Annotated in this window: 18 protein-coding genes; 12 read left to right on the top strand and 6 right to left on the bottom strand. The window is 50.8% G+C overall.

All coding sequences use genetic code 11. From position 1 onward, the window contains the following. Positions 1-179: 179 nt before the first annotated feature. From BP71_RS08985 to BP71_RS08975, 3 genes are all read left to right on the top strand, one after another. On the top strand, positions 180-887 hold the full coding sequence (locus BP71_RS08985) for a hypothetical protein (RefSeq protein ID WP_496378263.1): 708 nt from the start codon (positions 180-182) through the stop codon (positions 885-887). Between the two features lie 105 nt (positions 888-992). Next, a complete protein-coding gene (locus tag BP71_RS08980; protein ID WP_496378261.1) occupies positions 993-3,218 on the top strand; it encodes a M1 family aminopeptidase in 2,226 nt (741 codons plus the stop codon). A gap of 81 nt (positions 3,219-3,299) precedes the next feature. Beyond that, entirely contained in the window at positions 3,300-5,315 is a 2,016-nt protein-coding gene (locus BP71_RS08975; RefSeq protein ID WP_496378259.1) for a metallophosphoesterase, read from the top strand. A 25-nt stretch (positions 5,316-5,340) separates the two neighbouring features. On the opposite strand, the gene BP71_RS08970 is transcribed toward BP71_RS08975, so the two are convergent. The 6 genes from BP71_RS08970 to cobA form a co-directional block, all read right to left on the bottom strand. Beyond that, positions 5,341-5,841, bottom strand: a complete 501-nt coding sequence (locus tag BP71_RS08970; protein WP_496378258.1) for a nitrate reductase associated protein — start codon at positions 5,839-5,841, stop codon at positions 5,341-5,343. A gap of 2 nt (positions 5,842-5,843) precedes the next feature. Continuing rightward, positions 5,844-7,328, bottom strand: a complete 1,485-nt coding sequence (locus tag BP71_RS08965) for a rubredoxin (RefSeq protein ID WP_496378256.1) — start codon at positions 7,326-7,328, stop codon at positions 5,844-5,846. Positions 7,329-7,341: 13 nt separating this feature from the next. Then, on the bottom strand, positions 7,342-10,887 hold the full coding sequence (locus BP71_RS08960; RefSeq protein ID WP_496378254.1) for a molybdopterin-dependent oxidoreductase: 3,546 nt from the start codon (positions 10,885-10,887) through the stop codon (positions 7,342-7,344). A gap of 103 nt (positions 10,888-10,990) precedes the next feature. Then, entirely contained in the window at positions 10,991-12,307 is a 1,317-nt protein-coding gene (locus tag BP71_RS08955; protein WP_496378252.1) for an MFS transporter, read from the bottom strand. Positions 12,308-12,346: 39 nt separating this feature from the next. After that, positions 12,347-13,708, bottom strand: a complete 1,362-nt coding sequence (locus tag BP71_RS08950) for an alginate export family protein (RefSeq protein WP_496378250.1) — start codon at positions 13,706-13,708, stop codon at positions 12,347-12,349. A 33-nt stretch (positions 13,709-13,741) separates the two neighbouring features. Continuing rightward, a complete protein-coding gene (gene cobA, locus BP71_RS08945; RefSeq protein WP_496378248.1) occupies positions 13,742-14,500 on the bottom strand; it encodes a uroporphyrinogen-III C-methyltransferase in 759 nt (252 codons plus the stop codon). A gap of 275 nt (positions 14,501-14,775) precedes the next feature. Here cobA and nirB point away from each other — a divergent pair, with 275 nt between their 5' ends. The 9 genes from nirB (at position 14,776) to BP71_RS08900 (ending at position 26,963) form a co-directional block, all read left to right on the top strand. Further along, positions 14,776-17,292, top strand: coding sequence for a nitrite reductase large subunit NirB (nirB, locus tag BP71_RS08940; protein WP_496378246.1), 2,517 nt, complete (start codon positions 14,776-14,778; stop codon positions 17,290-17,292). A 91-nt stretch (positions 17,293-17,383) separates the two neighbouring features. Then, the gene (gene nirD, locus BP71_RS08935) at positions 17,384-17,737 is read left to right on the top strand and encodes a nitrite reductase small subunit NirD (protein WP_496378244.1); all 354 of its coding nucleotides are present in this window, start codon (positions 17,384-17,386) and stop codon (positions 17,735-17,737) included. Positions 17,738-17,812: 75 nt separating this feature from the next. Beyond that, complete coding sequence (locus BP71_RS08930; protein ID WP_496378242.1) at positions 17,813-19,243, top strand: ATP-binding protein; 1,431 nt, start codon at positions 17,813-17,815, stop codon at positions 19,241-19,243. A 30-nt stretch (positions 19,244-19,273) separates the two neighbouring features. After that, the gene (locus BP71_RS08925; protein WP_496378240.1) at positions 19,274-19,936 is read left to right on the top strand and encodes a response regulator transcription factor; all 663 of its coding nucleotides are present in this window, start codon (positions 19,274-19,276) and stop codon (positions 19,934-19,936) included. A gap of 82 nt (positions 19,937-20,018) precedes the next feature. Then, positions 20,019-20,930: a ThuA domain-containing protein gene (locus BP71_RS08920; protein ID WP_496378238.1), complete on the top strand. Its 912-nt coding sequence runs from the start codon at positions 20,019-20,021 to the stop codon at positions 20,928-20,930. 37 nt (positions 20,931-20,967) lie between these two features. Further along, the gene (locus BP71_RS08915) at positions 20,968-21,801 is read left to right on the top strand and encodes a hypothetical protein (protein ID WP_496378237.1); all 834 of its coding nucleotides are present in this window, start codon (positions 20,968-20,970) and stop codon (positions 21,799-21,801) included. 431 nt (positions 21,802-22,232) lie between these two features. After that, on the top strand, positions 22,233-23,165 hold the full coding sequence (locus BP71_RS08910; RefSeq protein WP_496378235.1) for a hypothetical protein: 933 nt from the start codon (positions 22,233-22,235) through the stop codon (positions 23,163-23,165). Between the two features lie 68 nt (positions 23,166-23,233). Continuing rightward, positions 23,234-25,564 carry a sulfatase-like hydrolase/transferase gene (locus BP71_RS08905; RefSeq protein WP_496378233.1) on the top strand — a complete coding sequence of 777 codons (2,331 nt, stop codon included), beginning with the start codon at positions 23,234-23,236 and terminating at the stop codon, positions 25,562-25,564. Between the two features lie 16 nt (positions 25,565-25,580). Continuing rightward, positions 25,581-26,963 carry a sulfatase family protein gene (locus BP71_RS08900; protein WP_496378232.1) on the top strand — a complete coding sequence of 461 codons (1,383 nt, stop codon included), beginning with the start codon at positions 25,581-25,583 and terminating at the stop codon, positions 26,961-26,963. Positions 26,964-26,982: the final 19 nt, after the last annotated feature.

Below are 26,982 nucleotides of genomic sequence, written 5' to 3'. Positions count from 1 at the left end.
AAAATACCAAATTGTGCCTTTTTATTCAGGCAGAATTGTAGAGTTTTTCGTCATTTTGCACAATACGCTAGCTAAATTATTTTTTTTCATGACAGCCGGGAGTAAAAGGAGTATAACGCATTGGCAACTAACATCTTTAAGTTACTATCAGACAATTGTTAACTCTATTCCTGAACAAGATGAAAAAGCTACTCCTGTCCCTGATGTTCATTAGTATGGTATGCCGGCTGACCGGACAAAACAATTCCGGATTCGCGAAGGCCGCTCACGTGCCGCTCTCCGGTGGGGCATCCCATGTGTACCGGTACCCTGAATTCATCTACGGAACGGTTTATTTCGCCAACGGAACGAAGAGGCCGGCGAAACTGAACTATAACTACCAGTATGGGCAGATCCAGTTTATCGGTCCGTTGGCGGACACGCTCCTGGTGACCGGTAAAGCGTATATCGATCGTGTCGAAATAGCTGATAAGACCTTTTTTCTTTCGGAAACCCACGGCGATATGGAAGCGGTAGCGAGATACGGAAAAGTTTTTCTGGGAGAAAGGGTACAACCCCAGGCTACCGGAACCAAGCTCAGCCATTCGGGACAGCGTTTTTCTGCTTCGGCAGGCAGCACATCTGCCAGTCTTTTGGTGAGTAACCAGGGCGGCCATTTTCAATGGGAGAACAACTCGACAGACCAATCCTGGTCCGTGAGATCATCATATTTCCTGATAGATCATAACCGCGTTTATCACGTGGTCTCGCGGCGGAGTTTCCTGACCGTTTATGGTCTTCATAAGCGCCAGGTGGCGCGGTATCTGCGTGAAAACAAGGTCGATTTCGGCAATCGGACGGATTTAAAGCAGTTGCTTGCTTTTTGTGACGGACTGACCAGTCTCTAGCCAAACCTGCCCGTTTGATCATTTGCAGGGAAATTGCCCTGTAATTGCCGGCGATTGGTTAAGTTAGTAGTTTGAAAATGATATACTTACTGGCCTGGTCGCGCTATGAATAGATATTTATTGCCTATCCTGCTGATCGTCTTCGGCAGATTATTTGCACAGGAGCCCGTTTTTCACAGTCTTGAAGTCCCGGCGATCGAAAGCCGGGCAGCCGGTGCGAGATGGAATGTCTCCGAGGCTGCATTGCGGACTCAGGCTTCAGGTAATTTCGATATCCGATACTACCGTTGCGAGTGGGAGGTTGATCCGGCAGTCAGGTACATCAAAGGGGTGGTTACTCCTCATTTCCTAATGACCGCAGCCGGGAGTGTGATTGCATTGGACCTGGCAGACGCTCTTACTGTATCCTCTGTACAGCAACATGGCACACCCGTTTCTTTTTCTCAGGCAGCCAATTTGCTGACAATCACGCTTCAATCGGCGCTGACGGCCGGGACCAAAGATTCGGTTACCATTACCTACGAGGGGGCTCCTCCTGTTGCGGGAGGGGCATTCGTCGCTGCCACGCACGGTCCGGGAGCCACGCCGGTGATCTGGACATTAAGCGAACCCTATGGCAGCCGGGACTGGTGGCCCTGCAAGAATGGGCTCGACGACAAAGCGGATTCGATCGATATTTACGTGACGCACCCGGTTGCCTACAAAGCTGCATCTAACGGCCTGCTGCAGAGCGAAACCCCGGTGGCGGGAGCTAAAACACGTACCCATTGGAAGCACCGGTATGCTATTGCCAGCTATCTGGTAGCATTTGCGGTCACCAATTACAACATATTCGATCATACCGTGGTCATCGGAGGAACTACGGTGCCATTCAAAACATATTGTTATCCGGAAAGCCAGGCTGCATTTCAGGCCGGGGCCCAGAACACCCTTGACGCGATGGTGCTGTTCAGTAATCTTTTCGGGGACTACCCGTTCAAAAAAGAGAAATACGGCCACGTGCAGTTTGGCTGGGGTGGTGGAATGGAGCATCAGACCTGCTCGTTTATGGTCAATGTACAGGAAAACCTGGTCGCACACGAATTGGCGCATCAGTGGTTTGGCGATAAGGTTACTTGCGGGAGTTGGGAGGATATTTGGCTGAACGAAGGCTTCGCGACCCATTTGTCGAGCATTTACATGGAAAACAAATACCCGGCTGTTACAAAAAACAACCGGACCAACGAGATCAACAGTATCACATCTCAGCCGGGCGGATCAGTTTGGGTGGACAATGTGAACGATGTGAACCGCATTTTCAGCAATCGACTCAGTTACCTCAAAGGCTCGCATCTGCTTTACATGTTGCGGTGGGTATTGGGTGACGCTACTTTTTTTAACGCAGTACAAAACTATATCAACGACCCGGTCGTGGCCTATGGTTTTGCCACCACTGCAATACTGAAAAATCATCTGGAAACAGCCAGCGGGAAGGATCTTACCTATTTTTTCAACCAATGGTTCACCGGACAGGGCTATCCGTCGTATCAGGTGGAATGGTATGTTGCGGGCAACTCGGTTCAGGTGAAGCTGAACCAGACACAATCGCATGCCTCCGTTGGATTTTTTCAGCTGCCGGTGCCGCTGCTGTTCCGCAATGCGGGGACCAATCAGCAGAAACTCGTAGTGCTGAGTAATACCTCCAATGGAGAGCTATTTTTAGAAAACCTCGGCTTCGAAGCCACAGAAGTATATTTTGACCCGGATGCATGGCTCATTACGAGGAATAACACACTGACCAAGACCACAGATCCGTTGCCGGTGATATTCAGCAAGTTCGATGCCCGCTGTACCAACGGGGTCGTCCGGCTGAGCTGGGAAACGTCGGAGGAAGTGAATGCGGATTATTTTGAGGTGCAAAAGAGCGATGATGCCTTTACGTGGCGCACATTAGGTGAAACAGATGCGACGGGAAATTCGAAAAGACTCCATCAATATGCATTCGACGATCCCGAACCGTCGGTGGGGATAAGTTACTATCGGATAGTGGAACACGATGTGGATGGCAAAACGCAGGTAACCCGTATTGTGCCATCCCAATGCGGGCCCGGTAGTGATGCGCTAACAGTGTATCCTAACCCGGTGAAGGATTATCTCCACCTGCGCCTTTCGAAGAGGGGTTATAACGCAGGCGAATTTGTTATCTATGATTCCAAAGGAAATCAAATACTCCTGAGTCGCCAACCGGTAGGCTGGGAAGATAAACAGCTCGATGTGCGGTACTTAAAACCAGGGCTGTATTTTCTGGCCCCGGCATCAGGGGGAGCTATTTTTAAATTCCTCAAAGAATAGAGTAGTATTTCATTTGAGTCAAGCACACTATTTTAACTATGATATGCAACTTTTCCTTTCGTACTCCGGTACTTTGTACCTATGCTGTTGAGAGGGCCTTATCTTCAATCAGCCACTTCACAGAGCATTGTTATCCGCTGGCGGACTGACATTCCCACAGATAGCCGGGTATCCTTCGGAATGCAGGCCGGTGCGCTTACGAACACGGTCGACAGCGCTACTCTTGTAACCGACCATGAAGTCGTACTGACAGGACTCGAGCCCAATGTGAGGTATTATTATTCCATCGGCTCCTCGCAGCTCCTTTTGCAGGGTAATGCCGACAATTATTTCAAGACGGCCCCGCAGCCAGGGATGCGAGGGAAATATCGGATCGGGGCGTTGGGAGATTGTGGGAACAATTCTGCGAACCAGCTCAATGCAAGAGATAAGCTACTGGAGTACTGTGGTAATGAGTATATGGATGCCTGGATATTGCTGGGCGACAATGCATATATGAATGGGACGGATGCCGAATACCAGAGCAATTTCTTCAATATTTATAAAGACAGATTTTTAAAGCAATTGCCGCTGTACCCGAGTCCGGGAAATCATGAATATGCCAACAGTGCGACGAGGCAACTGGATCACAAGATCCCTTATTACGACATCTTTACGGTGCCGTCCGGCGGCGAAGCAGGGGGGACGCCGTCCGGTACAGAGTCTTTTTATTCGTTCGACTATGGAAATATCCATTTTCTAGCGCTTGATTCTTACGGAAAGGAAGCCGACGCGACCCGGCTATACGACACCCTGGGAAAACAGGTGCAATGGATCAAGCAAGATCTGGCCGCAAATACCAACAAGGATTGGGTAGTTGCCTACTGGCATGATCCACCGTATACCAAGGGCTCCCACGATTCAGACACGGAATCGGAATTGGTCAAGATCAGGGGGAATTTCATTCGTATTCTGGAGCGTGGTGGGGTTGACGTCATTTTGTGCGGGCACAGCCATGACTATGAGAGGTCGAAGTTAATGAATGGACATTATGGTCTGGAGGCAACGTTTGATGCGAATGCTCATAACATCAGCAATTCTTCAGGCAAGTACGATGGCTCAGCGGATTCATGCCCTTATGTAAAAAGCACTGTCGGAAACAAGGGGACCGTTTATGTGGTCGCGGGTTCGGCCGGGCAACTCGGCGCCACCCAAGCCGGATACCCTCACGACGCGCTCCCTTTCGCCAGTGCATCGTACGGAGGAGCACTGCTGCTGGAGGTGGAGGGTAACCGGCTCGACATGAAATGGATTGCGTCCGGTGGGGCCGTGCGTGACCGGTTTACGATTGTCAAGGACGTCAACCGGAACGATTCGATTCAAATTGAGAAGGGACAGAGCGTCGCTCTGAAAGCTTCGTACGTCGGGAATTATGTGTGGAATACCGGAGCCACGACCGGCGCCATCGATGTATCTCCTGGCATAACAACGGAGTACGTTGTTAGTGACGGACTTACATGTCTCAGTGATACAATGAAGGTCGTCGTGACCAATCCGCTACCGGTACGATTCAGCCATTTCTCCGGATCATTTCAGAGTGGAAGAGCCTTGTTAAGATGGCGCACTGCGGAGGAAGCGAAGGCGGATTATTTTGTAGTTGAACGCTCCTGGGATGGGCGTACTTTTACTTCTATCGGGAAACTGAATGCATCCGGGGAATCTGATATCGAACGTTTTTATCGGTTTAGCGACGAAGGGCTGTCGAATCAGTTTTTTAGAGAAAAAGTTTACTATCGGCTTAAAGAAGTGGATTGGGATGGAAGATGGCAATTTTCCGGTATAGTCGTTGTAAGGATACTCGATGCATTAGCCGATGACCAACTCATTGTCAAGCCCAACCCATCTGCCAATCAGGAAGTATTTGTGGAGATCGCCGGCGGTTTTGAAGAATACGGCTTGATTTTAACTAATCAAAAAGGTCAGATCTTACTGCAACGACATTTTAAACAAAGCAATGCTCCGGGTACTGTTTCGCTGGGGAAGTTAACGCCGGGTACCTACATTATTACTGCCGCGTTTGGAAGAGAAAAGGTCGTCAGGAAAATAATAGTGCACTGAATCTGCCAAGCTTGAAGATATCGTTTCAGTGCATTGACACCGATCGCCCGGATGCGGTAGGCAATCCAAATTCCGCCAGCGCACGCGGAAAATTCCGCCCTTCGTGCCCCGACCGGCTTAGCTTTACCAATGCGAAGCGTTCGAGTACATCCAGCTGCATCCATTGACTGGCGGAAATGACAGGGCAGTTCCACTCCTGCACCTTCTCGCGCACCTCCATAGGTACCTGTGCGCATATCCATGCCGGATCGAGGTTTTTGAGCAGGCTCGGTATGCTGTTGGTGTATTTCCAAACCAATGCATTCACAAAGTCGGCATAAGCATTTATTTCTACCTCTGTATGGCAGGATAGTTCGGCTAACTGGTCTTTTTCCTGATAATTGAACTTGGCCCAGTCGGAAAGTTGCAGCTTTACACGGCAGGTATCGAGCTTGTAGCGGACGACCATCGGAATGCAGCGCAAGCTGTCAACAAAGTCGCTTTCAAATGCAAAAAAACGGGTTTGAATGGCAGGTGTAGCGGTCATGGTCAGACAGGTTCAAGGTGTGATGATCTGGTTAACTCCACGGGTACGAATATGGCTTTGCCGCTGTCACAAGTGGCACAGGAATAGCCGGCGGGAAGGTCTTCGAAGGCGGTCCCTGGCGGGATGTCGCCGAGGATGTCGCCATACTCGGGGTCATAAACAGTCAGGCAATCAGGGCATTGGTGGACAATCTTCGCCGTTTTGACAGTCGCTTTCGTTTCGTCGGGCTCGGACAGCATAGTTTTCAGAGTATCCCTGGATCGCTGATTGTTAAACCGCCTGCAAAGACGTTCCAGTTGAGCAGGCAAATGTATTTTGAACAACCCCTTTTCAAATGGCAATTGAATGCGGCTGTTGGGGTTGAAATTTTCAGTGTAATAAAGATCGTACACGCTGAAAACCGGCAGTTGTCCGATTCGCAGTAATGGTCTTTTTCGGATCAGTATGGAGCCGAAGACCTCTGATTTAGGCCGGGTTTGTATGCCGAAACAGAGCCCGAATGTACGGGTGTCATTTTTGGAGAAATACCGGATCAGCTGGTTTTTGAGCTCCGCGCCGTCGGCATTGTGGTCCTCGGTTTGCCACGCGAGCTCGTTGGCTGCATGGCGGACATTGATATTGTGTTTTCCAAGGACATTGCTCCATGCTTCGCGATGCTGGTCTTGTATGTTTTTAATAACCAATGATTTCCAGGGTGTAGCGCAGATCTCCCCGATGCGCGTTTTCAGGCATAATTCGCAGATATCGAGCAAAAACTCGATCGGGAATTCTTCGTCGCGCCGGTAAAGCCCAAGCCAGGTCCTTGATTCATAGCGATTAAAGCCTTCATAGTAAGGCAGGGAAAACGAAGGTAGTTCGAGTTCTTGCTGTACCGGCTGAGAAACGAACCGTACCCGTTCGGCCACCACCGATTTCAATGCGGCTTCTTCGTTAATCCCGTCTTCGAGCATGCATTCTTCCAGGATCTTCGAGAGACGGCCGATCTCGTCCGTGTAAACCAGGTCGTCCCACCTGAAAACAATGTTGGTCTGTTTCAGTCTGACATATAAATACCAGAAATGCGGCTCCGGAGAAGAAATAAAGTTGAGATTTCCGGTAAAAAAGGGCGTAAAGCTTTGATTTGAATCGGAAATATTGATTTTCAGACCTGGTTGGAAGCCCGGTTCGAAATCAAAACTATCCAGTACGGAATGGTATTCGTTCGCATTGAGCCATTGCCCGGTCCGGAACACCTCTTCGCCGCAGTAGGAACTCACCATATTGGGCCGCCGGTCGGTATTGACCTCGTACAGTATACCCAGTTTCTTGAAATCGCTTTCCAGAAACCGCATATCCTCGTAGTGCACGGTCATCAGCATCTGCTGCCTGGATCCAAAACGCACATTTCTGACATTCGCGTTCCACGCTGCCGAAAGGATGTCTTTCAGGTGGCCCGGTGACGCAATGCCGCCCGGCAGGTTGATCTTGATGTGATAGTAGTCGCGCATGATTTCGGCTGGTTTATCCCGCAACGAGAGTGGATTCAAGCATTTTTTCAAGTATCGATCGTACCTCCGGCCGACAGGAGCCACAGCCCGTTCCCGCGCCGGTCGTCTGGCAGAGTTTCTGGAAATCGCTGCAACCGCCGGTAATGACCTTTTCGAGATTGCCCTGGCCTACATTGTTGCAAGAGCATACGAGTTTGCCTACCATCGGATCGGCCTTCTGGCTGGCGCGCAAAAGCTGCAACCGTTTTTCGGAAAGTTCTATGCCATTCGCGATCAGGTCACGGAACTCCAGAAATTCGTTTTTGTCGCCGATCAGGATTGCACCCACCAGCTTGTCGCGGTACACGATGCATTTTTTGTAATATCTTTTCGATTGATCGATAAACACGATCTGCTCATACGCCGCATCGTTGGCCGGAACTTCCGTCATGCCGATACTGCACAAATGCAGGCCTTCCATTTTAAGGATGTTCATCGATGTGCTGCCTTTGTAGGGTTGTGAAATGTCCCCGGCGAGATATTGTGCGATCACTTCGGCCTGCTGCTCGGCCGCCAGGGTGATGCCCCACATCTGACCGTTCCATTCTGCAATTTCGCCAGCCGCATAAATGGCCTCGTCGGAAGTTTGCATATAGTCGTTCACCATCACGCCACGCTTGCATTCGAGGCCGGCTTCCTGTGCCAGTTCGATGGTCGGGACGGTTCCAATGGCCAGTACAACCACCTGGCACTGGATTTTCCGCCCCGATTTCAGCCTGATTCCCTCCACGGTATCCGATCCCGAGAAGGTAGCTACCTCATCATTGAAATAAGTTTCAATACCTCTGTCCATGAGCTCTTTATAGAGCAGTTCGCTGCCCAATGGGTCGAGCTGACGTTCCATAAAGCGGCCGCTGCGCTGGATGACACTCACTTTGACATTCATCTCGCGGAATGAAGCCGCCAGCTCCAACCCCAGAATACCGCCCCCGACGATCACCGCATGGGGGTCGGGTTGTTTCAGGAATGGCAGCAGCGAATCCGCGTCGAGCCGTGAGCGCATATTGAAGATCCCCGGGAGATTCGGGACACCTTTGGGCATAAATGCCCGGCTGCCCATGCCCAGGATGAGCTTATCGTAGGCATGCTCCTGTCCGTTGCTGTCGATCACGGTTTTGTTTTTCCGGTCGATATGCAGGATGCTCACGCCTTTATGCACGGTAATGGCGTTTTCTGCAAACTGTTCTTCGCGCAGCTTTACCAGTTGTTCCCAGGTCTGCGAGCCGCTGATATAATCCGGCAGCATGACCCGGTTGTAAAAAGGGTATATTTCTTTGGAAAAGACATGGATCTCATCCTCCGCATTCAGGGCGCGATAACTATTGATAAAACCTAACCCGGCTGAACCCGCACCGATGATGATGATTTTTTCAACCGGTTTTTGATATAAACTGACCTGGACGGCGGAGAACTTGAAGTCGGGTTCCTTGGATTTCGGGTCCACCAAGGCATTGGTTACATTATTGGCGCGAACGAGATTGCTGCCGAGGATCTTGCCCCAGTGCATTGGGAGGAAACATAACCCTGCCCGCACATCCTCGCTTAGTTGTGCCTTCACGCGTACCTCCCCGCGGCGGCTTCTTACTTCCACCAGACTGCCTTCCTTAATGCCCCTTTGGCGGGCGTCGTCTGGATGGATTTGCAGGAAAGGCTGGGGGATGTGCTTGTTCAGCTTCGCCACCCGGCCGGTTTTGGTCATCGTGTGCCACTGGTCTCTTATCCTACCACTCGTTAAAACCAGCGGAAATTGAGGGGTTGTGGGTTCAGATGCGTTTTCGTCGCTGAGGGAGTGGATCTGAGCTCTTTTGTTGGGTGTGTAGAATTGATGGTCGGTGAAAAGACGTTTGGTTCCTACGGATTCAGTTGAGGGGGCCGATAGTCGACCGCTGTTCGCAGACAATGGCCATTGTACGCTCCTGCGTTCTTGCAATAATGCGTGATTTACGCCCGTGACATCTATACTCGTTCCCGCTGTCACCTTTGTGTATTCGTCGTAGACTTCCGAAGTAGTTTTGTAATCAAAAGCCTCACCAAAGCCCATTTTTTGTGCGAAGCGCCAGAGGATTTCCGAATCCGGCAAGGCTTCGCCCGGTGCATCGAGTACTTTGGGGAGATAGGTAATGCGTCTTTCGGCGTTGGTCATGGTGCCGTCCTTTTCCAGCCACGCGGCCGCCGGCAGCACCACATCGGCGAAGTGTACGGTGTCGGCGCGGCTGGAAACATCCTGAACCACAACGAAACGGGACTTTTTTAATGCGCTTTCCACGGTATTGATGTCCGGCATGCTCACCAGTGGATTGGTATTGATGATCCAGATCGCTTTCAGGCGGTCATCTGCCAGTGCTTCGAACATTTCGGTAGCCGTTAAACCCGGTTTGTCGGCAATCCGGACGGGTGTGTTCCAGAATTGCTCCATTTCTTCGCGATGTGCGGGATTCACCACTTCGCGGTGACCAGGCAGGATATTGGCAAGCCCGCCGGTTTCGCGCCCGCCCATTGCATTCGGCTGACCCGTGAGCGAGAAAGGGCCGTTACCAGGTTTGCCGATCTTGCCGGTAATTAAATGCAGGTTGATCAGCGAGAGATTTTTGTTGACTCCGATCACCGACTGATTCAGCCCCATGGTCCAGAGTGAAAGGAACCCTTTGGCCTGGCCGATCCATTCGGCCGCCAAGGCAATGTCGGCGGAAGCGACACCGCATATTTCGGCGGCTTCCGCGACAGTGCGCTGCATTACCCTCAGCCGGAATGATTCAAACCCGTCGGTGTGATCGCTGATAAACTGCGTATCGACATGGTCATTTTCGATCAGCAATCTTCCGATCGCGTTATTGAGTACAATGTCGGTTCCCGGACGAATCTGGAGATGCAGGTCCGAAGAACGCGCCGTATCGGTGCGTCGCGGGTCTACGCAAATGATCTTGATGTCCGGGCTGGCATTTTTATGTGCCTCTACACGTCTCCAGATTATGGGATGGCACCAGGCAGGGTTCGCGCCGGTCACAAACATGACATCGGCCGCCTCGATATCATCATAGCAAACCGGCACGCTGTCCTCGCCCAGTGCCAACTTGTAACCGACCACCGCCGAACTCATGCACAGACGGGAGTTGGTGTCGATGTTATTGGATCCGATAAAGCCCTTGATAAGCTTGTTGACCAGGTAGTATTCTTCGGTCAGACATTGTCCGGAGACATAGAATGCCACGGAATCCGGTCCGAACTTTTTGATTAGTGTTTTGAAAACCGTAGCCGCCCTTTCCAATGCTTCGTCCCAGCTTGCCTTTTGGAGCGGCATCGAGCGGTTCAGCCGCATCTGCGGGTACAGCAGACGGTCCGACTGGTCCATCACTGTATAGTGCAGGTTCATTCCCTTGGAGCAGAGCATCCCCTTGTTGGATGGGTGCTCCTTATCGCCCTCCAGGCTCAGTTGGCCATTACTTTCCTTCGTCACCACGACCCCGCAGCCCACACCGCAGTAGCAGCAGGTCGATTTGTAGGAGTTTGTTGCTGAGTTCATGGCAATGGGTAAAATGATTGAATTGAATGATTGTGGTTCGGAGGAGCATCCCGGTGGCTATAAACAAGAGCCCATTCGGTGGCTTCGGCTGTTGGGAAAGGGATTATGCTTTGACCTCCGCGGGTTCCAGTTGTCCGCTTTCGGCGGTAACGGTTTGTGTTTTTTCGAAATTGATCAATGCGACGATGGCCGCGATGCAGGCGATGGCTACGCCTATGTACATGAATGCTTGTGAGTAGGAGATCGAGCTGGATTTAAACAGGAAACCAGCGAGTACTGCGCCCACGTTACCGCCCGCACCTACGATCCCGCTCACGGAACCGATCGCTTTCTGGTTGATAAAGGGAACAATTGCATAGGTAGCTCCATTAGCCATTTTCAGGAACATGGCGAAGCACAGCATGGTAATTACTGCACCGACAATGCTGCCGCTTTGCGCGAACATGGCAATCCCGATTCCTTCCAGGACGAGCAACAGCGCCAGCAGGCGGCCTTTTCCAAGCATGCCATATTTGTTGCCAACCTTATCCGCAACGATGCCTCCCACAGCGCGGGCAAAAATATTCATAAATCCGAACGTGCCAGCCAGAATGCCGGCTGTAGCCAGGGATGTATCGAAGTTTTCGAAGAAATACAATGCAGCCACATTGTCGAATGTGATCTCGATTCCGAAGCAGGCGCCGTAAGCCAGGAATAGTGCCCAGGTGCGTGGATCGCGCATTGCGATGCCTAGTGTGCCCTTTGTTTTCACTGCCTTAGGATTTGCGATGGCTAGTTCCTCGAAGTTTCCTGCAGGGGTATCTTTGGTAAAGAAGTAGTAAACAAAAGCAAAGATCAGCAGAGCGGCTCCGGGAATCACCATGGCGATTCTCCAGGCCGATTCGGGCAGGTAACCCGCGCCAACGAATCCGGCGAAGATGAGAGGCATCACCATGTTGGTGATCCCGCCGCCGAGGTTACCCCAGCCGCCGGCCACCGCATTGGCGGTACCGATGATCTTCTTGTCGAACATCACGGATGTGTGGTATTGTGTGACAACAAATGATGCGCCGATCACGCCGATGGCAAGGCGGAACAGTAAAAAACCTTCATAGGAATGAACCAGTCCGACGGTCATGACCGGAATGGAACAGATACCCATCAGTGCGGTATAGGTTTTGCGGGGACCCCACGAGTCGCAAAGTTTACCGATTGCGATGCGGGCAATGACGGTAGCTGCTACGGAGGCGATGATGATGTTGCCAATCTGGCCTTTGGTCAGGCCGAGGTCCGTTTTGACGACGGTCATCAACGGCGCGAGTCCGAACCATCCGAAAAAGCAGAGAAAGAAAGCCATCCAGGTGAGATGGAAAGTACGCATCTGTACACCTTTGAAGCTGAATATGTTCAATTTTTCAAGCGGCTTATTGGTCGTTTCCATAGTAATAAGAGTTTTGAGATTAATGGTTGTGACAGAAGCTTATTTCAAAAATTCAGGTTTGATATTGATCATCAGGTAAGCCCAGTTGGACATTTTCTGCGGGTTTTTGATGCCTTTCACCTGCGCCAGGCTACTGGTGGACAGGAAAGTGCAATAACCGCCCTGGAAACTGATGTTTTTGGTCAGATTATAATTGGCGATAATGTCGAGCTCGTTGCCGAAGTTGGAAGAAAGCTTCTTGTTATCACCTGTGTCCCTGATTTCTGCGGCAGTCGAAAACTGATGCAGGTCTGCCTGGACGGAAAGCCTTTCTGAGGCCTTGATTGTCGTGTTCACATAAAAGTCAGCCAGGCCGCCTTTACCAAAGCCATTGGCAGCATAGAAATAGTCCATTTGGCCCCAGAACTTGTGTGGTGTACCATAGAGCGGATCGAACGTGTGGTTTTTGCGTGAACCGGTAGCTGTACCGGAGGTGTAGTCAAAGCCGGGACCAATGGAAAATGCACGGCTCAGCGCATACAACCCCCGGACAGAATACATGTAGGCGCTTAGAGAGCGACCATCCTTGTCTTTACCTGTCTGATAATAAGCATTGGCGGTCAGGGTCCAGCCTTTACCGATCCTGGTCTGAAGGTAGGGGCCCATTGTCACCCGTCCCCAGGAGCCATTGGCCAGTTTCTTCGCACCGGTAGTATCTGTTGTGTATTTCTGAAAATCATCTTTTACAACGAGGAAAGAAGCGGTGCCCTGTTTCAGCTTTTTACCCAGGTAGAGGAACTGAAGCGATTTGTACATGGTTCCGATCCCGTTCGTTCCGGCCGGGTAACCCACAGGCACGCCATCGTATAAAGTGCCGGTTTTTAGCTCACGGTTTTGGTTATACGCAAAACCCAGATGGGCAGTGAAACCATTGTTGCCGTACTTGATCAGCGCGGCATCGTGTCGTCGTGCCTGTTGCAGCCAGTCGAGATTGCCGAGTACGCGGCTGTCGTCGTAGAGCAGCTCCTGGCGGCCCACCTTCAATGCAAATTCCTTCCCGAGTTTGGTCTGATTGGTGTCTAGCAGGCTTATCTCGCCCCAGGCCTCGTGCAGCATGAGTCCATTCATGGCCGAATTGGTGATGCGATTGTTGGTAGAGGCGTCCTGTCCCCAAACCCGCACATCCTGCACCGCTACAAAAAACTGCGTCCTGTAACCTTTGTAACCCGCATTGAGCCGGGTTCGCTGGGAGGTGAAAAAGGCCGGTTTTTCTCCTTTGGAAAGCATATTTCCTTGTCCGTCAAGCAACTCCGTCCGGGTTCTTAACTGTCCCGTAAGGCTGAATTGGGCATTCGTTCGCGTGGGGGCCAGCAGGCCAACCCCGGTAATACCCAGCAAAAAGAGGTAAACAGCTTTTCTCATTTCTATGATCGTTTAGGTTGAAATGCGGGGATTTCAGAATGCCATTTGCATGCTTTGCAGGTATTCCATTGCGTAGGAGGGGCTCAGAGCAACCACTTCGCCCATAACCATGATCGCAGGTGTGCCGATCCCTTCTTCGCGTGCCAGTCTGGGCATTTCCCATACCTGCCCGACAATGCTTTTTTCGTTCGGCCGGGTACCGTTTTGTATGACAGCCATGGGCAGGTGTCCCCGGCCGAAGTGTTTGTATAGTGCGCAAATCTCTTCCAGTTTGCTCATGCCCATCAGGACGATAACCGTGGCTCTGGACTGTGCGGCCAGGCGCAGGTCGTCCGATAGTTCGCCGGCCTGCGTGGTACCGGTAATGACCCAGAAGCTTTCGCTGACGCCGCGTCGGGTTACGGGAATCCCTAATGAGGCGGGAACGGCGATGCTGCTGGAAATACCGGGTACTACTTCACATGGAATGCCATGGTCGCCGGCGTAATCCATTTCCTCATGTCCGCGACCGAAAACAAAAGGGTCGCCTCCTTTGAGCCTCACCACATGACCACGCTTACGTGCCAGGCGGACGATCAGGCCATTGATCTCTTCCTGCGAGAATGAAGGGTTACCCGCCTTTTTGCCCACGTACATTTTCAACGCGTGAGCCGGGGCGAATTCCAGGAACGTGGCATTGGCGAGCTCGTCGTACAAAACCACATCCGCGGTTTGCAGCGCGCGAATCCCCTTTAATGTGATCAGTTCGGCATCTCCCGGGCCTGCGCCTACCAGTGTCAGTTTAGCTTCCATCTCTTATATATAATAGGGTGAATATTGGAAATGTACTATATGTAGTATTTTGTAACTATGCTAATTGTTGGTTCAAATTTACTATTGAAATTTTATAAAACAATCATTTTGCCAAAATTTATGTTTGATTTTAACCATATTTACGAATATAAAATTAGGAAATTGAATAAACACGATTTACTTTTGACTCATCGAAAAAATGATAATAAGACGATAATATAAAAATAGTACAATAAAATAATAATGTTTTTACAAATTAATAGTTATTATTTACTATGAAAACTGTTTCAAACATCCGGATCGTTGTAGTGGGCAATGGAATGGTGGGCTACAAATTCTGTGAAAAGTTGCTGGCCAAGAAAAAAAGTGATCAGCAGTTGACGCTAACTGTGTTTGGTGAAGAGCCGCGCGTGGCCTATGATAGGGTACATTTGAGTGAGTTTTTTGCTGGTAAGGCTGCGGAGGACCTGACGCTCGCGGGAGCCGACTGGTATTCGGAAAACGAGATCAGGCTGTTTCTTTCGGATCCGGTGGTGGATATCGACAGGGAGGAAAAACTGGTGAGATCTCACCATGGTCATGTAGTATATTATGACTACCTGGTGCTGGCTACGGGTTCAGGCGCTTTTGTGCCGTCCATTCCGGGTGTTGAAAAAGAAGGAGTGTTTGTGTACAGGACGATCGAAGATCTGGAAATGATCCAGTCGCATGCGCGGAAGGCCAAAAAAGGTGCAGTGCTGGGAGGTGGATTACTCGGGTTGGAGGCAGCTAAGGCGTTGCTAGATCTGGGCTTACAGGAGGCACACGTCGTTGAGTTTGCGACAAGACTGATGCCGAGACAAATAGATGATGCCGGTTCAAGGATGTTGCAAAGTCAGCTGGAAAGTCTCGGCCTTCAGATCCATTTGTCGAAAAGCACACAGGAAATTATAGGCGGCGACCAGATCGAAGGGATGCAGTTTGCCGATAATTCTTTTCTGGATGTGGATATGCTCGTGATTTCGGCAGGTATCCGCCCGCGCGATGAGCTCGCCCGTGTGGCCGGTCTTGAGACGCACCCACGCGGTGGAATTGTGGTCAATAACCAATTGCAGACCTCTGACCCCGCGATTTTTGCGATCGGGGAGTGCGCATTGGCACATCATATGATTTATGGTCTGGTTGCGCCGGGCTATGAGATGGCCGATGTCGTTGCGACGCAGCTGATTGGCGGAGAAAAAGAGTTCTTGCCGTTTGATATGTCGACCAAGCTCAAACTGATCGGTACCGATGTGGCCAGCTTTGGCGATCCTTTCGTGGAGGAGCCTGCATGCAGGACTATTCGTTATGAAAATAAAGCCAAAGGAGTTTATAAGCGCATCAATGTAAGTACCGACGGCAAAACGCTATTGGGCGGAATCCTGGTAGGCGACGCGGAGCAATACAATATGTTGCTGCAAACCTGTAAGAACAAAACCATTCTCCCGCCCGATTCAGAGGATCTGATCCTCGGTTCACGCGGGGAAGAGGAAGCGGGTGCGGGTGTGATGAGCCTGCCCGACGACGCGCTGATCTGCTCGTGCGAGGCGGTGACGAAGGGCATGATCTGTCACGATGTAAGTGAAAACGGATGCAATACGGTCGACGCATTGAAGAAGTCGTGCAAGGCCGGAACCGGTTGTGGCGGCTGTGTGCCGATGGTGAAAGACCTCATTGCCGGTGTGATGAAGGAAAAAGGGGTGTATGTCCGGAATGTAGTTTGCGAGCATTTCGACTATTCGCGCCAGGAACTGCTCGATCTCGTGAAAATGAACGGGCTGCGGACTTACGGCTCTGTGCTCGACCATTTCGGAAAGGGCGATGGCTGCGAGGTATGCAAACCGTTGGTTGCTTCGGTGCTGGCGAGTTTATGGAACGAAAATATTCTGGCCAAAGACCGCGCCGTTGCGCAGGATTCGAACGACCGCTACCTGGCTAATATCCAGAAGGGGGGAACCTATTCGGTAGTGCCACGGATTCCCGGCGGTGAGATCACGCCGGAAAAACTGATCGTAATCGGTCAGGTTGCCCAGAAATATGGGTTGTATACCAAAATTACAGGGGGCCAGCGGATCGATCTCTTCGGTGCGCACCTGGGTGACCTTCCTGCGATCTGGGAGGAGCTGATCGATGCCGGTTTTGAAAGTGGCCATGCATACGGCAAATCATTGAGGACAGTGAAGAGCTGTGTAGGATCTACCTGGTGCCGTTTTGGTGTGCAGGATTCCGTGAGCTTTGCCATAGAAGTGGAAGACCGTTATAAAGGGTTACGTTCGCCGCATAAGCTTAAATCCGCGGTTTCCGGTTGCGTGCGGGAATGTGCGGAAGCGCAAAGCAAAGACTTTGGCATTATTGCTACTGAAAAAGGCTGGAACCTGTTCGTTTGCGGAAATGGCGGAGCGAAGCCGCAGCATGCGCAGCTGCTGGCCAGTGACGTAGATAAGGAAACCTGCCTGCGTCTGATTGACCGTTTCCTGATGTTTTACATCAAAACAGCCGATCCGCTGACGCGCACCGCTACCTGGCTCAACAAAATGGAAGGCGGCATGAACTACCTGAAAGCAGTAGTGGTGGACGATGTGCTGGGAATTTGCGAAGAGTTGGAAAAGGATATGCAGAACCTGATCGACGTTTATAAATGCGAGTGGCGCGAAGTGGTGGAAAGCCCCGAGTTGCGCAAGCGTTTCACACATTTCGTGAACACCCCCATTAAAGACCCAAATATCACATTCGAAGGCATGCGCGAGCAAAAGCGTGCCGCCGAATGGGCATAAATCCGCGGATAAAGAAAAAAAAGAGTATACCATAACCAGGGGTTTTAACCATAACCAGGGGTTTTAACCCCTGGAGAAAGACAAAGAAAACATGGAAACGATCACAGACACAATCAACAAAGTAATCTGGCACATGGCTTGTTATGTCGACGACATCCCCGAGGACGGAGGCGGTTGCGCATTCATCAGCGGCAGGCAGATCGCCATCTTTAATTTTACCCGCAGGGGCGAGTGGTATGCCACCGACAATCAATGTCCGCACCGCCAGCAGATGGCCATTTCGCGCGGAATGATCGGCAGCCAGGAAGATGAACCGAAAGTTGCTTGTCCTTTTCACAAAAAAACCTTTTCATTGCAAACCGGACAGTGTTTGAATGGCGATGAATACCAGATCAGCACGTTTCCGGTGATGGTAAAAGAAAACCGGGTTTACGTCGGATTGTAACCCTGGTAGTTGGTGAAAACACCAACTACATCAAACTTTTTTACCCCGGAGCTTCCACTCCGGGGTCCAGAGCACATGGAGAGACTTGACAAACGCGTAGCGGGCAGCCTGACACGTTTTTATGTGGTGGCCCTTTTTGTAGTAGCTATGCTGACAGTCAGTGGGTTGTTTCTCATCAGGCGGACAATCAGTAGTCTTAACCACGATAGCCGGGTGGTGAATGTGGCCGGACGTCAGCGGATGCTGAGCCAACGGCTTACCAAACTGGCGTTGCTGAAAGTGAACGGGATCGAACACCGTGATTCGGCCAGTTTCGACGCCCTGCTGGAACTCTGGAATGGCAGCCATGAATATCTGACAAACAGGAAGCTTCCGGTTGATAATGGATTTGTGACCTGGAAAAGCCAACCGTTGGATACGATGTTTCGTGATCTGGCACCGATCTTCGATCGCATTTACAGTAATTTTCAGATTGTCGCCAGCGATTCGGCCGCACCGGACGACCGGCGCGTTGCATTGGGGCAGGTACTTGAAAACGAACCGCGCTTTCTGGCCAAAATGGACCGTATCGTTTTCCAGTTTGATAAAGAGAGTTTTGAGCGGCTGGAAAACCTGGAACGCATTGAATGGATCCTCGACCTGATGACCATCCTCGTGCTGATCGCCGAAGGATTGCTGATTTTCCGGCCCGTCGTTAATACCACCCGACGGGTCGTACATATGCTGACCGAGTCGGAAGATGCACTGCAGCTTTCCAATCAGAAACTGAAAGGGGCGAATATCCAGTTACTCGAAACCCAGAAAGAGTTGTTACGCCTGGAAGAGGAAAAATATGAACTTCAGCTGGCGGAGGATCGTATCAGGGCCGGCGCACTCATCGAAGGCCAGGAGGAGGAGCGCAAACGATTTGCCCTCGAATTGCACGACGGGATCGGACAAATGCTGACAGGCCTTAAGCTGCATGCGGAAAAATTGAAATCGGTCCAGTTTCTGGACGAAAAGCATCAGAAAAGATTCGACCAGCTGGTTACCCTCATTCAGGACATCATCCAGACCACCCGCCAGATTTCTTTCAACCTGATGCCGTCGGTATTAAGTGATTTCGGTCTGGTATCGGCATTGAAGTTGCTCTGCAAGCAAACTGCGGATGTTTCGGGGATCCGGATTGACTTCGAGGGAGATGATGCGCACCGTATTCCACTGGGCCATTCTACCGAGATAGGGCTCTATCGCATTGCGCAGGAAGCATTAAACAATGCGGTGAAGCATGCGAATGCGGATCGGATCAAGATTAAATTGGAACAAAATAAGAATCGCATCTTTTTGGAAATTGCCGATGACGGAAAAGGTTTTTTAATTAGTAATTTGAAGTCAGAAGATGGTCAATTCCTGACGCGGAACGGTATGGAAAATATCCGTACACGCACCAGCCTGCTCCATGGGGAAATGGAAATTATCTCCAAAGTGGACAGTGGTACCAGGTTGATCGTCCAGGTGGATTTGTAAGTTTTTGTTACTGATTATTTGATCTGTCATATGGCCATTAGGATCTTGGTAGTGGACGACCATTCGGTGGTGAGGCAGGGGATTATTACGCTCCTGGAAGACGAGGACGACCTGGTGATTGCAGGGGAAGCCTCCGATGGCGACGAAGTGTGGGAGATGGTGGAGAAGGTAAAACCCGATGTGATCCTGCTCGACCTGACGATGCCTCGAATGCCGGGACTTGAAGTGATCAGGCAAATCGTACCAGTGTTTCCATCTGTCAAAATACTGGTATTCAGTATGCATAATAATACCGACTATGTTCTTTCCTCCGCATTGAATGGTGCTTCGGGCTACCTGGAAAAGGATACCAGTCGCGATGAAATGCTGAGGGCCATCAGGGCCATTGCCAAAGGTGAACTCTATTTTCCTCCGTATGCGTCTTCGGTTATCATCAAAAATTTGCTCAAACAACTGGCACGAGTTCCCGACAGCAAGCCTGCCGGGGAGGAAGTCAAAGAGAAATCGATTTGGAAAATCATCACCCCGCGCGAGCAGCAAATCCTCAAATGCCTCACAGAAGGCATGAGCAGCAAAGACATCGCCGAAAAGTTTGACATCAGCTCCAATACCGTCGCTAACCAGCGCGCCAGCATTATGAAAAAGGCCAATGTGAAAAACACTGCCGAGCTGATCAGCCTTGCAATGAAGTAACCTATGGCCTGATTTTTTTAATCTCCGTCGAAGAAATTTTAAAGTTCACCATGAGTGGGCCTACACTTCAATCGAAGATGCGATGGACAGGAAACACACTTTCATATTCGCCTTGTTGCTGAGCTGCCTGGTGGCATTCGGCCAGAATCCGATGCCATCCGCTGGCAAAAATGCTGGTAGCAGCAAGAAAATCGTTTTGATAGCCGGCCCGGACAGTCATGGCAAAGGCGAACACGAGCATCAGGGAGGAAGTACCCTGCTGGCAAAAGCGCTGAACGACAGCCTGCCTGGCGTCAAGGCGATGGTCGTCCACAATGGCTGGCCACAGGACGAATCGGTGCTCGACGACGCGGATGCTATCGTTTTTTATTGCGATGGCGGGGGCGATCATCTGGCATTACCACATGCCGCCAAGGTCGACGCATTGGTTGCCAGAGGAGTCGGCATCGTGAATCTGCATTTTGCGCTTGAAGTGCCCGCAGGTGAATCAGGCAACCGTTTCCTGAAATGGATTGGAGGTTATTTCGAGATCAACTGGTCGGTGAACCCCGTTTGGGAAGCCCAATTTTCCAGCTTTCCGGATCATCCCGTTGCGCGGGGCGTGAAACCTTTCAATATCACCGACGAATGGTACTACCATATGCGCTTTCCGGCCGATGCAAAAGGCGTTACACCTATTTTGCAGGCATTACCACCCGAATCGACGCTCAACCGTCCCGATGGGACCCATTCCAACAACCCGGCGGTGCGTGAGGCCGTGATCACGAAAAAAGAACCGCAAACGCTTGCCTGGGCTTTTCAGCGGGTGGATGGAGGCCGGGGATTTGGGTTCACGGGCGGACATATCCATAAAAACTGGCAGAATGATAATTTCAGAAAACTGGTACTGAATGCCATGGCCTGGGCAGCAGGAATGGACGTCCCAGCCAACGGAGTGCCGTCGAAGACACCCACTGAGAATGAGCTGAATGCGCTCACAAAGCGGGTGAATTGATCTGCATGCATTAAATTTTTTTAATCCGTAAATTACTTTGGCCGGTTTTGCGTTGCTAAGTGCAATACCCGGCAGCTATGGACGCGAATGCGACGACAAGGCCTTGCCGTTTTGTTTTGAAGTCCAGATGAAATACGGTTTTCGGAAACCACGCAAGCGCCCTAACAAATTCATTCAAATTGCCCTGATCGTTGCCCTGGCGATCGGAACGGGCATTGTACGGGCGCAGGTAGACTCCACGATCACCGCGTCGCGGAAAACGAAGCTATTCTTTAATTTTGACACGCGCGGTACTTTTATTCAGCGCAAGCACATCAATATTTTCGGGGTCAATGCGGGTATTACGTATGGTGAGAAACGGAACCGGATCACGGCGGGTTATTACTGGTTGGGGTACAACGCGGCACACAGGCTGGTAAACTGGCGCAAGATCCTCTCACGAACACTCAACCTGTCCTATTATACCGCCACAGACGTACGTTTCGTCAACTTCGCTTATTGGCACACTGCCATCAGGAACAGGCGATGGGTGCTTTCCACCCCCTTGGAGATTGGTATCGGAAATGAAAGTACCCGCTTCCGTGATCTGTTCGACGGACTGGCTACCGGCTCGCGGAGGGATTACTTTATTCCTTTGCAGGTAGGAGTTTACGGCGAATATCGGGCGTTTCGCTGGGCTGGGATCAATTCGCAAATCGGTTATCGCAATGCATTATCATCGGGTGAATTCCGTAAACGGTTCAGCGGTTTTTATTACAGTTACGGTGTGAACCTGTACCCTGAAACAATCTGGAAGGACCTAAAGAAATGGAGTGGGAGGAAAGGGGAACGCAGGACGCGGGGCCATCAAAATGTGCCCCAGGAGAAATAGTGCATTAAAGCAGGCAATCTCCAACGACATGCCCCTTGATACAGATGATTACAAAATTCGCCTCTGCCGGACCGAAAACCATCTGGTACACGCATTTTCACTGAAAAACAAATCAATCCCTTGTTATTTAAATTTCTTTAAACTTACTTTGTCTATCAAATTAGTAGATTTTGCAGGTTAACCACCAGCCCGCAGGATCGAGTCAACAATCTTTTTCAAAACATGAAATCGATGAATCGCTATTCTTCGCACCGTTCAGTTGTGCCTTTGGTGGGCTCTTCCAATTTTCCTGTGTCCGTATACTGTTGCTGTTGTTGATAGTCGTGAAGGCGGCGTACGACCCTATTTACCAAGATTTTCTCCTGTTACTTCATTTTAACCGGGTCGCTTTCTTTCCGGGCGGCCTTACAGTTCAACCATTTTTGATCATCATGAAAAATTTTAAGACCATTCTGCTCGCAGCAGGCCTTTCCTTGGCCGCGTTGCCAACCGTTTTTGCACAGGACCCGGCCGACAACAAAGTCATTATTACCGGCGTACGTTTCGCCTATCCGTTGGTGGATAAGTGGATCAAAGAATATACGGCCGCAAATCCCAAGGCGCAGATCGTCATAGAAACCAGGACTGTTACCGATCCGCAAAAATACGACCTGCTCATTGAGGCCTACGATCAGGATAAAGAGGTGAAAGAAACGCGCGAGTACATTTCCATCGGACGCTACGCATTGATCCCGGTAGCGAACGCCAAATCGGTCTTTGCTAAGGAGTATGCGGACGAAGGACTGAATGAGAAGAGTTATAAGCAGATCTTCTTCCACGACATTTATGCTGAAAAGGACAAGTCGCTGACGACGCAGTATACCATTTACACGCGTCTGCAAAAAGCGGGAGCGCCGTTGACTTTCGCCAGATACTTTGGATATGAGCAACAGAACATCAAAGGTAAGGCCATTGCCGGAGCCGATGAACACCTGATCAAAGCACTTCTAAAAGACGAGACCGGCATCACCTACACGACACCGGGGTTAGCCTATGACCTTCAGAGCAGAAAGCCGGTGGAAGGCCTCACCATCATCCCGGTAGATCTCGACGGAAACGGACGGGTATCGAAAGAGGAGAAATCCCTGGAAAATCTCGATCAGGTGCTGAGTGCGCTGGAAGCCGAAAAGATCAAAAACGTTCCGGTGGCTGATCTGCATTTCTCCATTGACAAGCATAACTCCAATCCTGAGGCAAAGAAATTTCTGCTCTGGGTAGCTGTAAACGCGGATAAAGACCTTCATCAGTTTGGCTACCTGAAAGCAGATGCCAAGCGCCTCGCTGACGGGAAAGAGAAATTGGAAAGATTTCAGGCTGTAAAATAAGTTCAATAATAAACCCGGGCGCGACGGATGGTTGCTTCCGGGTTCGTTTTTCTTCTCCCCTTCAATTGATGAAAATACAACTATTGTCCGCCCTGACCAGGCAGCGGCTAGGCATGTTATTGCTTAGCGCTGCTGTTTCTGCGAATACATTGGCGCAGCACGATCCGGTTCAACCTTTCAGAGGTAAAATCGGAAAAACGATCGAAGAGACCGAACAATGGTGGCAGGAACAGCCCAAGGCACCTAATGGCGCACCCAACGTGGTCTGGATACTTCTGGACGACGTGGGCTTTGGCGCCACTTCCGCATTTGGCGGGTTAATTGAGACACCCAACTTTGAAAAACTGGCGAATAATGGTCTGCGTTATACCAATTTCCATACTACCGGGATATGCAGCCCTACACGTGCGTCCCTGCTCACCGGCCGCAATCCGCACGCTGTCGCGATGGGGCATCATGCAGAGCTAGGAATAGGCGCGCCCGGCTACAACGGCAATATTCCCTTCGAGGCAGGTACAGTGGCAGAGATTTTCCGGGAAAATGGCTACAACACTTTTGCTTTGGGTAAATGGCACGGCAACCAGCCGCGCGACCTCACCATTGCGGGCCCCTACAACCGCTATCCGACAGGCCGCGGCTTCGACCACTTTTACGGGTTTCTTGGCGGCGCTACCGACCAATGGCACCCGCAGCTGGTAGAGGAGACTACGCCCATCGATATCGAGCCCAATACAAAGCATTTGAACCAATTGCTGGCCGACAAGGCGATCTCTTATGTGGCCAATCAGAAATCTGCCGATCCTGACAAGCCATTTTTCCTCTACTTAGCCACTGGTGCCGCGCATGCCCCGCATCATGTGGCACGCGAGTGGAGTGACCGTTACAAGGGCAAATTCGATGGTGGGTGGGATCATTACCGGGAGGAAGTTTTCAAGCGGCAGCTGGCATCCGGACTGGTGCCAAAAGGGACGCAACTGCCACCACGTCAGATAGGTATCAAGCGGTGGGATTCGCTTTCTGCCGACGAAAAGAAAATTTACGCGCGGTTCATGGAGGTGTATGCAGGTTTCCTTTCCTATACCGATTATGAAGTGGGAAGGGTGGTGGACTACCTGAAACAAATTGGTCAATTGGATAACACGGCGATATTCTTAATCGTGGGTGACAATGGCGGAAGCAAAGAAGGGACTTACACCGGCACGACGGGAACAGCTGAAAAGTCGGCGGGGGACGATATTAAGTTCCTGTTCTCGCAGTATGACAAGATCGGGACGGAGTACAGCTACCCCAATTATCCGCTCGGCTGGTCGCAGCCCACCAATACACCCTTTCGGTACTGGAAAAGCGATGTCAATGCCGAAGGCGCGTCACATACCACGCTGATCGTGCATTACCCGAAAGGTGTTCAGGACAAGGGCGGCCTTCGTACGCAATATGCGCACGTAACCGATATTTTGCCGACGACGATCGAACTGACTGGCATTCGGGTCCCTGCCGAGATCAACGGCTACAAGCAATGGCCATTTCACGGTACGTCGCTGGCCTACTCTTTTGGCAATGCAGAGGCTGCCTCGCGGCATACCCGGCAGTATTACGAGCTGCACGGCGGCAGGGCCATGTACAGCGATGGCTGGAAGGCGAGTGTTTACCATCCACGCAACACATTTGGGGAAAATACCAACGATATCAATTTTATCGCTGATTTCAAACGCGACAAATGGGAGCTCTACCATATCAACGAGGATTGGAACGAGATCAATGACCTCGCGGCGAAATATCCCGAGAAGTTGGAAGCGTTGAAAAAGCTTTTTGATGAAGAAGCACAAAAATACAATGTGTATCCGCTGAAAAACTTTCGTGCCGGGCTCGCCCCGCCCGCAATTCGGCCCAAAACGGTGATTTATGAAGGTACGACCATTAAAACAAGGGTCTATATAGGTAAGGGGGCGGTCAGCATTACGGCCGATATTGAAACGGGTACCAATCCCCAGGGTGTCATTTTTGCCAATGGAGGGTTATTAGGCGGGAGCAGCCTGTTCATTGGTGAAAACAAGCTGCATTATCTGTTGAATGATGGCGTCAAACAGATACAGCTCACAGCACCAAGACCTTTGAAAGAGGGAAAAAATACGGTCCGCATTGAATTTACCACAGATAACAAAGTCTCGCTGGCTATCAATCAGGAGAAAGTGGCAGAACGATCCGTCCCCAATGGAAACAAGTACCTGGCGTCGGCGTCTTCGGACGGATTTAGTGTGGGGAAGGATTTGAATTCGCCGGTTACCAAGTCGTGGTACAATGGCACTTTTCCATTCCGGGGAGCAGTGAAATCGCTGGTCATAGAACAACAAGAGGAGAATCGGGAGAAAGTGGGTTTAATACTAAAGGATAAACAATGATCAGCAATTACCTGCTATGAAAAAACTACTATGGAGCGCCGCGCTGCTACTTGCAGTTCTGACTACCCAGGCACAGCCCCGAGGAGGTAAGCCCAACATCGTTGTGATCCTGGCCGACGACCTCGGTTACGGCGATATCGGCACGTTCGGTGCCACCGACATCCGCACGCCGAATATTGATAACCTGGCGAGCAAGGGACTGAAAATGACGTCATTTTATTCCAGTTCTCCCGTATGCAGCCCTACACGTGCAGCGCTCATTACCGGGCGCTATCCACGACGGATGGGCATCGATCACGTGTTTTTCCCGGAGAGTTTTACGGGCATCCCGTCCGAAGAAGTTACGATAGCCGAGGCACTGAAAGGTAATGGCTACCGCACTGCGATTTTTGGAAAGTGGCATTTGGGCCATCACAGACAGTATCTGCCGCTCCAAAACGGGTTTGACGAGTACTATGGCATTCCATACAGCAACGACATGATGGGGGTGGCGTACCTGCGTGGTAATGACGTCGACAGTATCAAGGTCAATCAGAAATACATTACTCAGACTTACACGAAAGAAGCGGTCCGCTTTATTGGACAGAATAAGGATAAGCCATTTTTTCTTTACGTCACGCATAACATGCCCCACGTGCCCATTTATGCCTCGCCTGCATTTGAGGGCAAATCTCAGAGAGGGCTTTATGGCGACGTGATCGAGGAGCTCGACTGGAGTGTAGGCGAAGTAGTGAAGGCATTGAAAAAGAATGGACTGGAAGAAAACACGCTGGTTGTATTCACCAGCGATAATGGCCCCTGGCTGATCTTCGACGTGGAAGGAGGTTCGGCCGGACCGCTTCGCCAGGGCAAGGGCACTACATTCGAGGGTGGCCAGCGGGTGCCGATGGTCGCTTACTGGCCCGGCAAGATTAAGCCTGGCTCGGTTTATGAAGATTTAGCGTCGCAGCTCGATTTTTACCCGACCATTATCAGCCTGACAGGCAGCCAGAAAACACAAACCAAAAAGGCGCTCGACGGCGAGGATATCAGCCCGGTACTGTTTGGAACCGGCAAGAGAAAAGGGGATGAGTTTGCCTACTATTCGAATGGCATCATCGAGGCTTACCGCAAAGGAGACTGGAAGATCCGGTTACCACAAAAAGATGTGAAAATCGGCGCCGCGGTAATCGTGCCGGCCACAGATACATTGCTTTTTAATCTCAAAAATGACATTGGTGAACAGAACAATCTTTTGAAATCTAACCCGGAGAAAGCCAGCGCATTGCTGTTGTCGCTGGAAACTTATAAGAAGAAAATTGGCGCAACGCCGCCGGCACTGGTGCAACGCATGCTTTCCGACGACAGCCATATTAAAAAGCGGGCAGAAAGGGCTGCTGGGAAAAGTAATGGTAAATGAGTAGTTTTCGAATGGGGAG

The organism is Dyadobacter ginsengisoli DSM 21015, from assembly GCF_059568735.1.
The sequence above is the reverse complement of the archived record's forward strand: the minus strand, read 5'-3'. Positions and strand labels throughout refer to the sequence as shown.

Bases quoted from the DNA above. Each gene is read 5' to 3' on its own strand.
- BP71_RS08955 (WP_496378252.1), bottom strand. From the start codon at position 12,307: ATGGAAACGACCAATAAGCCGCTTGAAAAATTGAACATATTCAGCTTC.
- BP71_RS08965 (WP_496378256.1), bottom strand. From the start codon at position 7,328: ATGCGCGACTACTATCACATCAAGATCAACCTGCCGGGCGGCATTGCG.
- BP71_RS08920 (WP_496378238.1), top strand. From the start codon at position 20,019: ATGGACAGGAAACACACTTTCATATTCGCCTTGTTGCTGAGCTGCCTG.
- BP71_RS08910 (WP_496378235.1), top strand. From the start codon at position 22,233: ATGAAAAATTTTAAGACCATTCTGCTCGCAGCAGGCCTTTCCTTGGCC.
- BP71_RS08950 (WP_496378250.1), bottom strand. From the start codon at position 13,708: ATGAGAAAAGCTGTTTACCTCTTTTTGCTGGGTATTACCGGGGTTGGC.
- nirD (WP_496378244.1), top strand. From the start codon at position 17,384: ATGGAAACGATCACAGACACAATCAACAAAGTAATCTGGCACATGGCT.
- BP71_RS08900 (WP_496378232.1), top strand. From the start codon at position 25,581: ATGAAAAAACTACTATGGAGCGCCGCGCTGCTACTTGCAGTTCTGACT.
- nirB (WP_496378246.1), top strand. From the start codon at position 14,776: ATGAAAACTGTTTCAAACATCCGGATCGTTGTAGTGGGCAATGGAATG.
- BP71_RS08975 (WP_496378259.1), top strand. From the start codon at position 3,300: ATGCTGTTGAGAGGGCCTTATCTTCAATCAGCCACTTCACAGAGCATT.
- BP71_RS08980 (WP_496378261.1), top strand. From the start codon at position 993: ATGAATAGATATTTATTGCCTATCCTGCTGATCGTCTTCGGCAGATTA.
- BP71_RS08985 (WP_496378263.1), top strand. From the start codon at position 180: ATGAAAAAGCTACTCCTGTCCCTGATGTTCATTAGTATGGTATGCCGG.
- BP71_RS08925 (WP_496378240.1), top strand. From the start codon at position 19,274: ATGGCCATTAGGATCTTGGTAGTGGACGACCATTCGGTGGTGAGGCAG.
- BP71_RS08905 (WP_496378233.1), top strand. From the start codon at position 23,234: ATGAAAATACAACTATTGTCCGCCCTGACCAGGCAGCGGCTAGGCATG.
- BP71_RS08930 (WP_496378242.1), top strand. From the start codon at position 17,813: ATGGAGAGACTTGACAAACGCGTAGCGGGCAGCCTGACACGTTTTTAT.
- BP71_RS08960 (WP_496378254.1), bottom strand. From the start codon at position 10,887: ATGAACTCAGCAACAAACTCCTACAAATCGACCTGCTGCTACTGCGGT.
- BP71_RS08970 (WP_496378258.1), bottom strand. From the start codon at position 5,841: ATGACCGCTACACCTGCCATTCAAACCCGTTTTTTTGCATTTGAAAGC.
- cobA (WP_496378248.1), bottom strand. From the start codon at position 14,500: ATGGAAGCTAAACTGACACTGGTAGGCGCAGGCCCGGGAGATGCCGAA.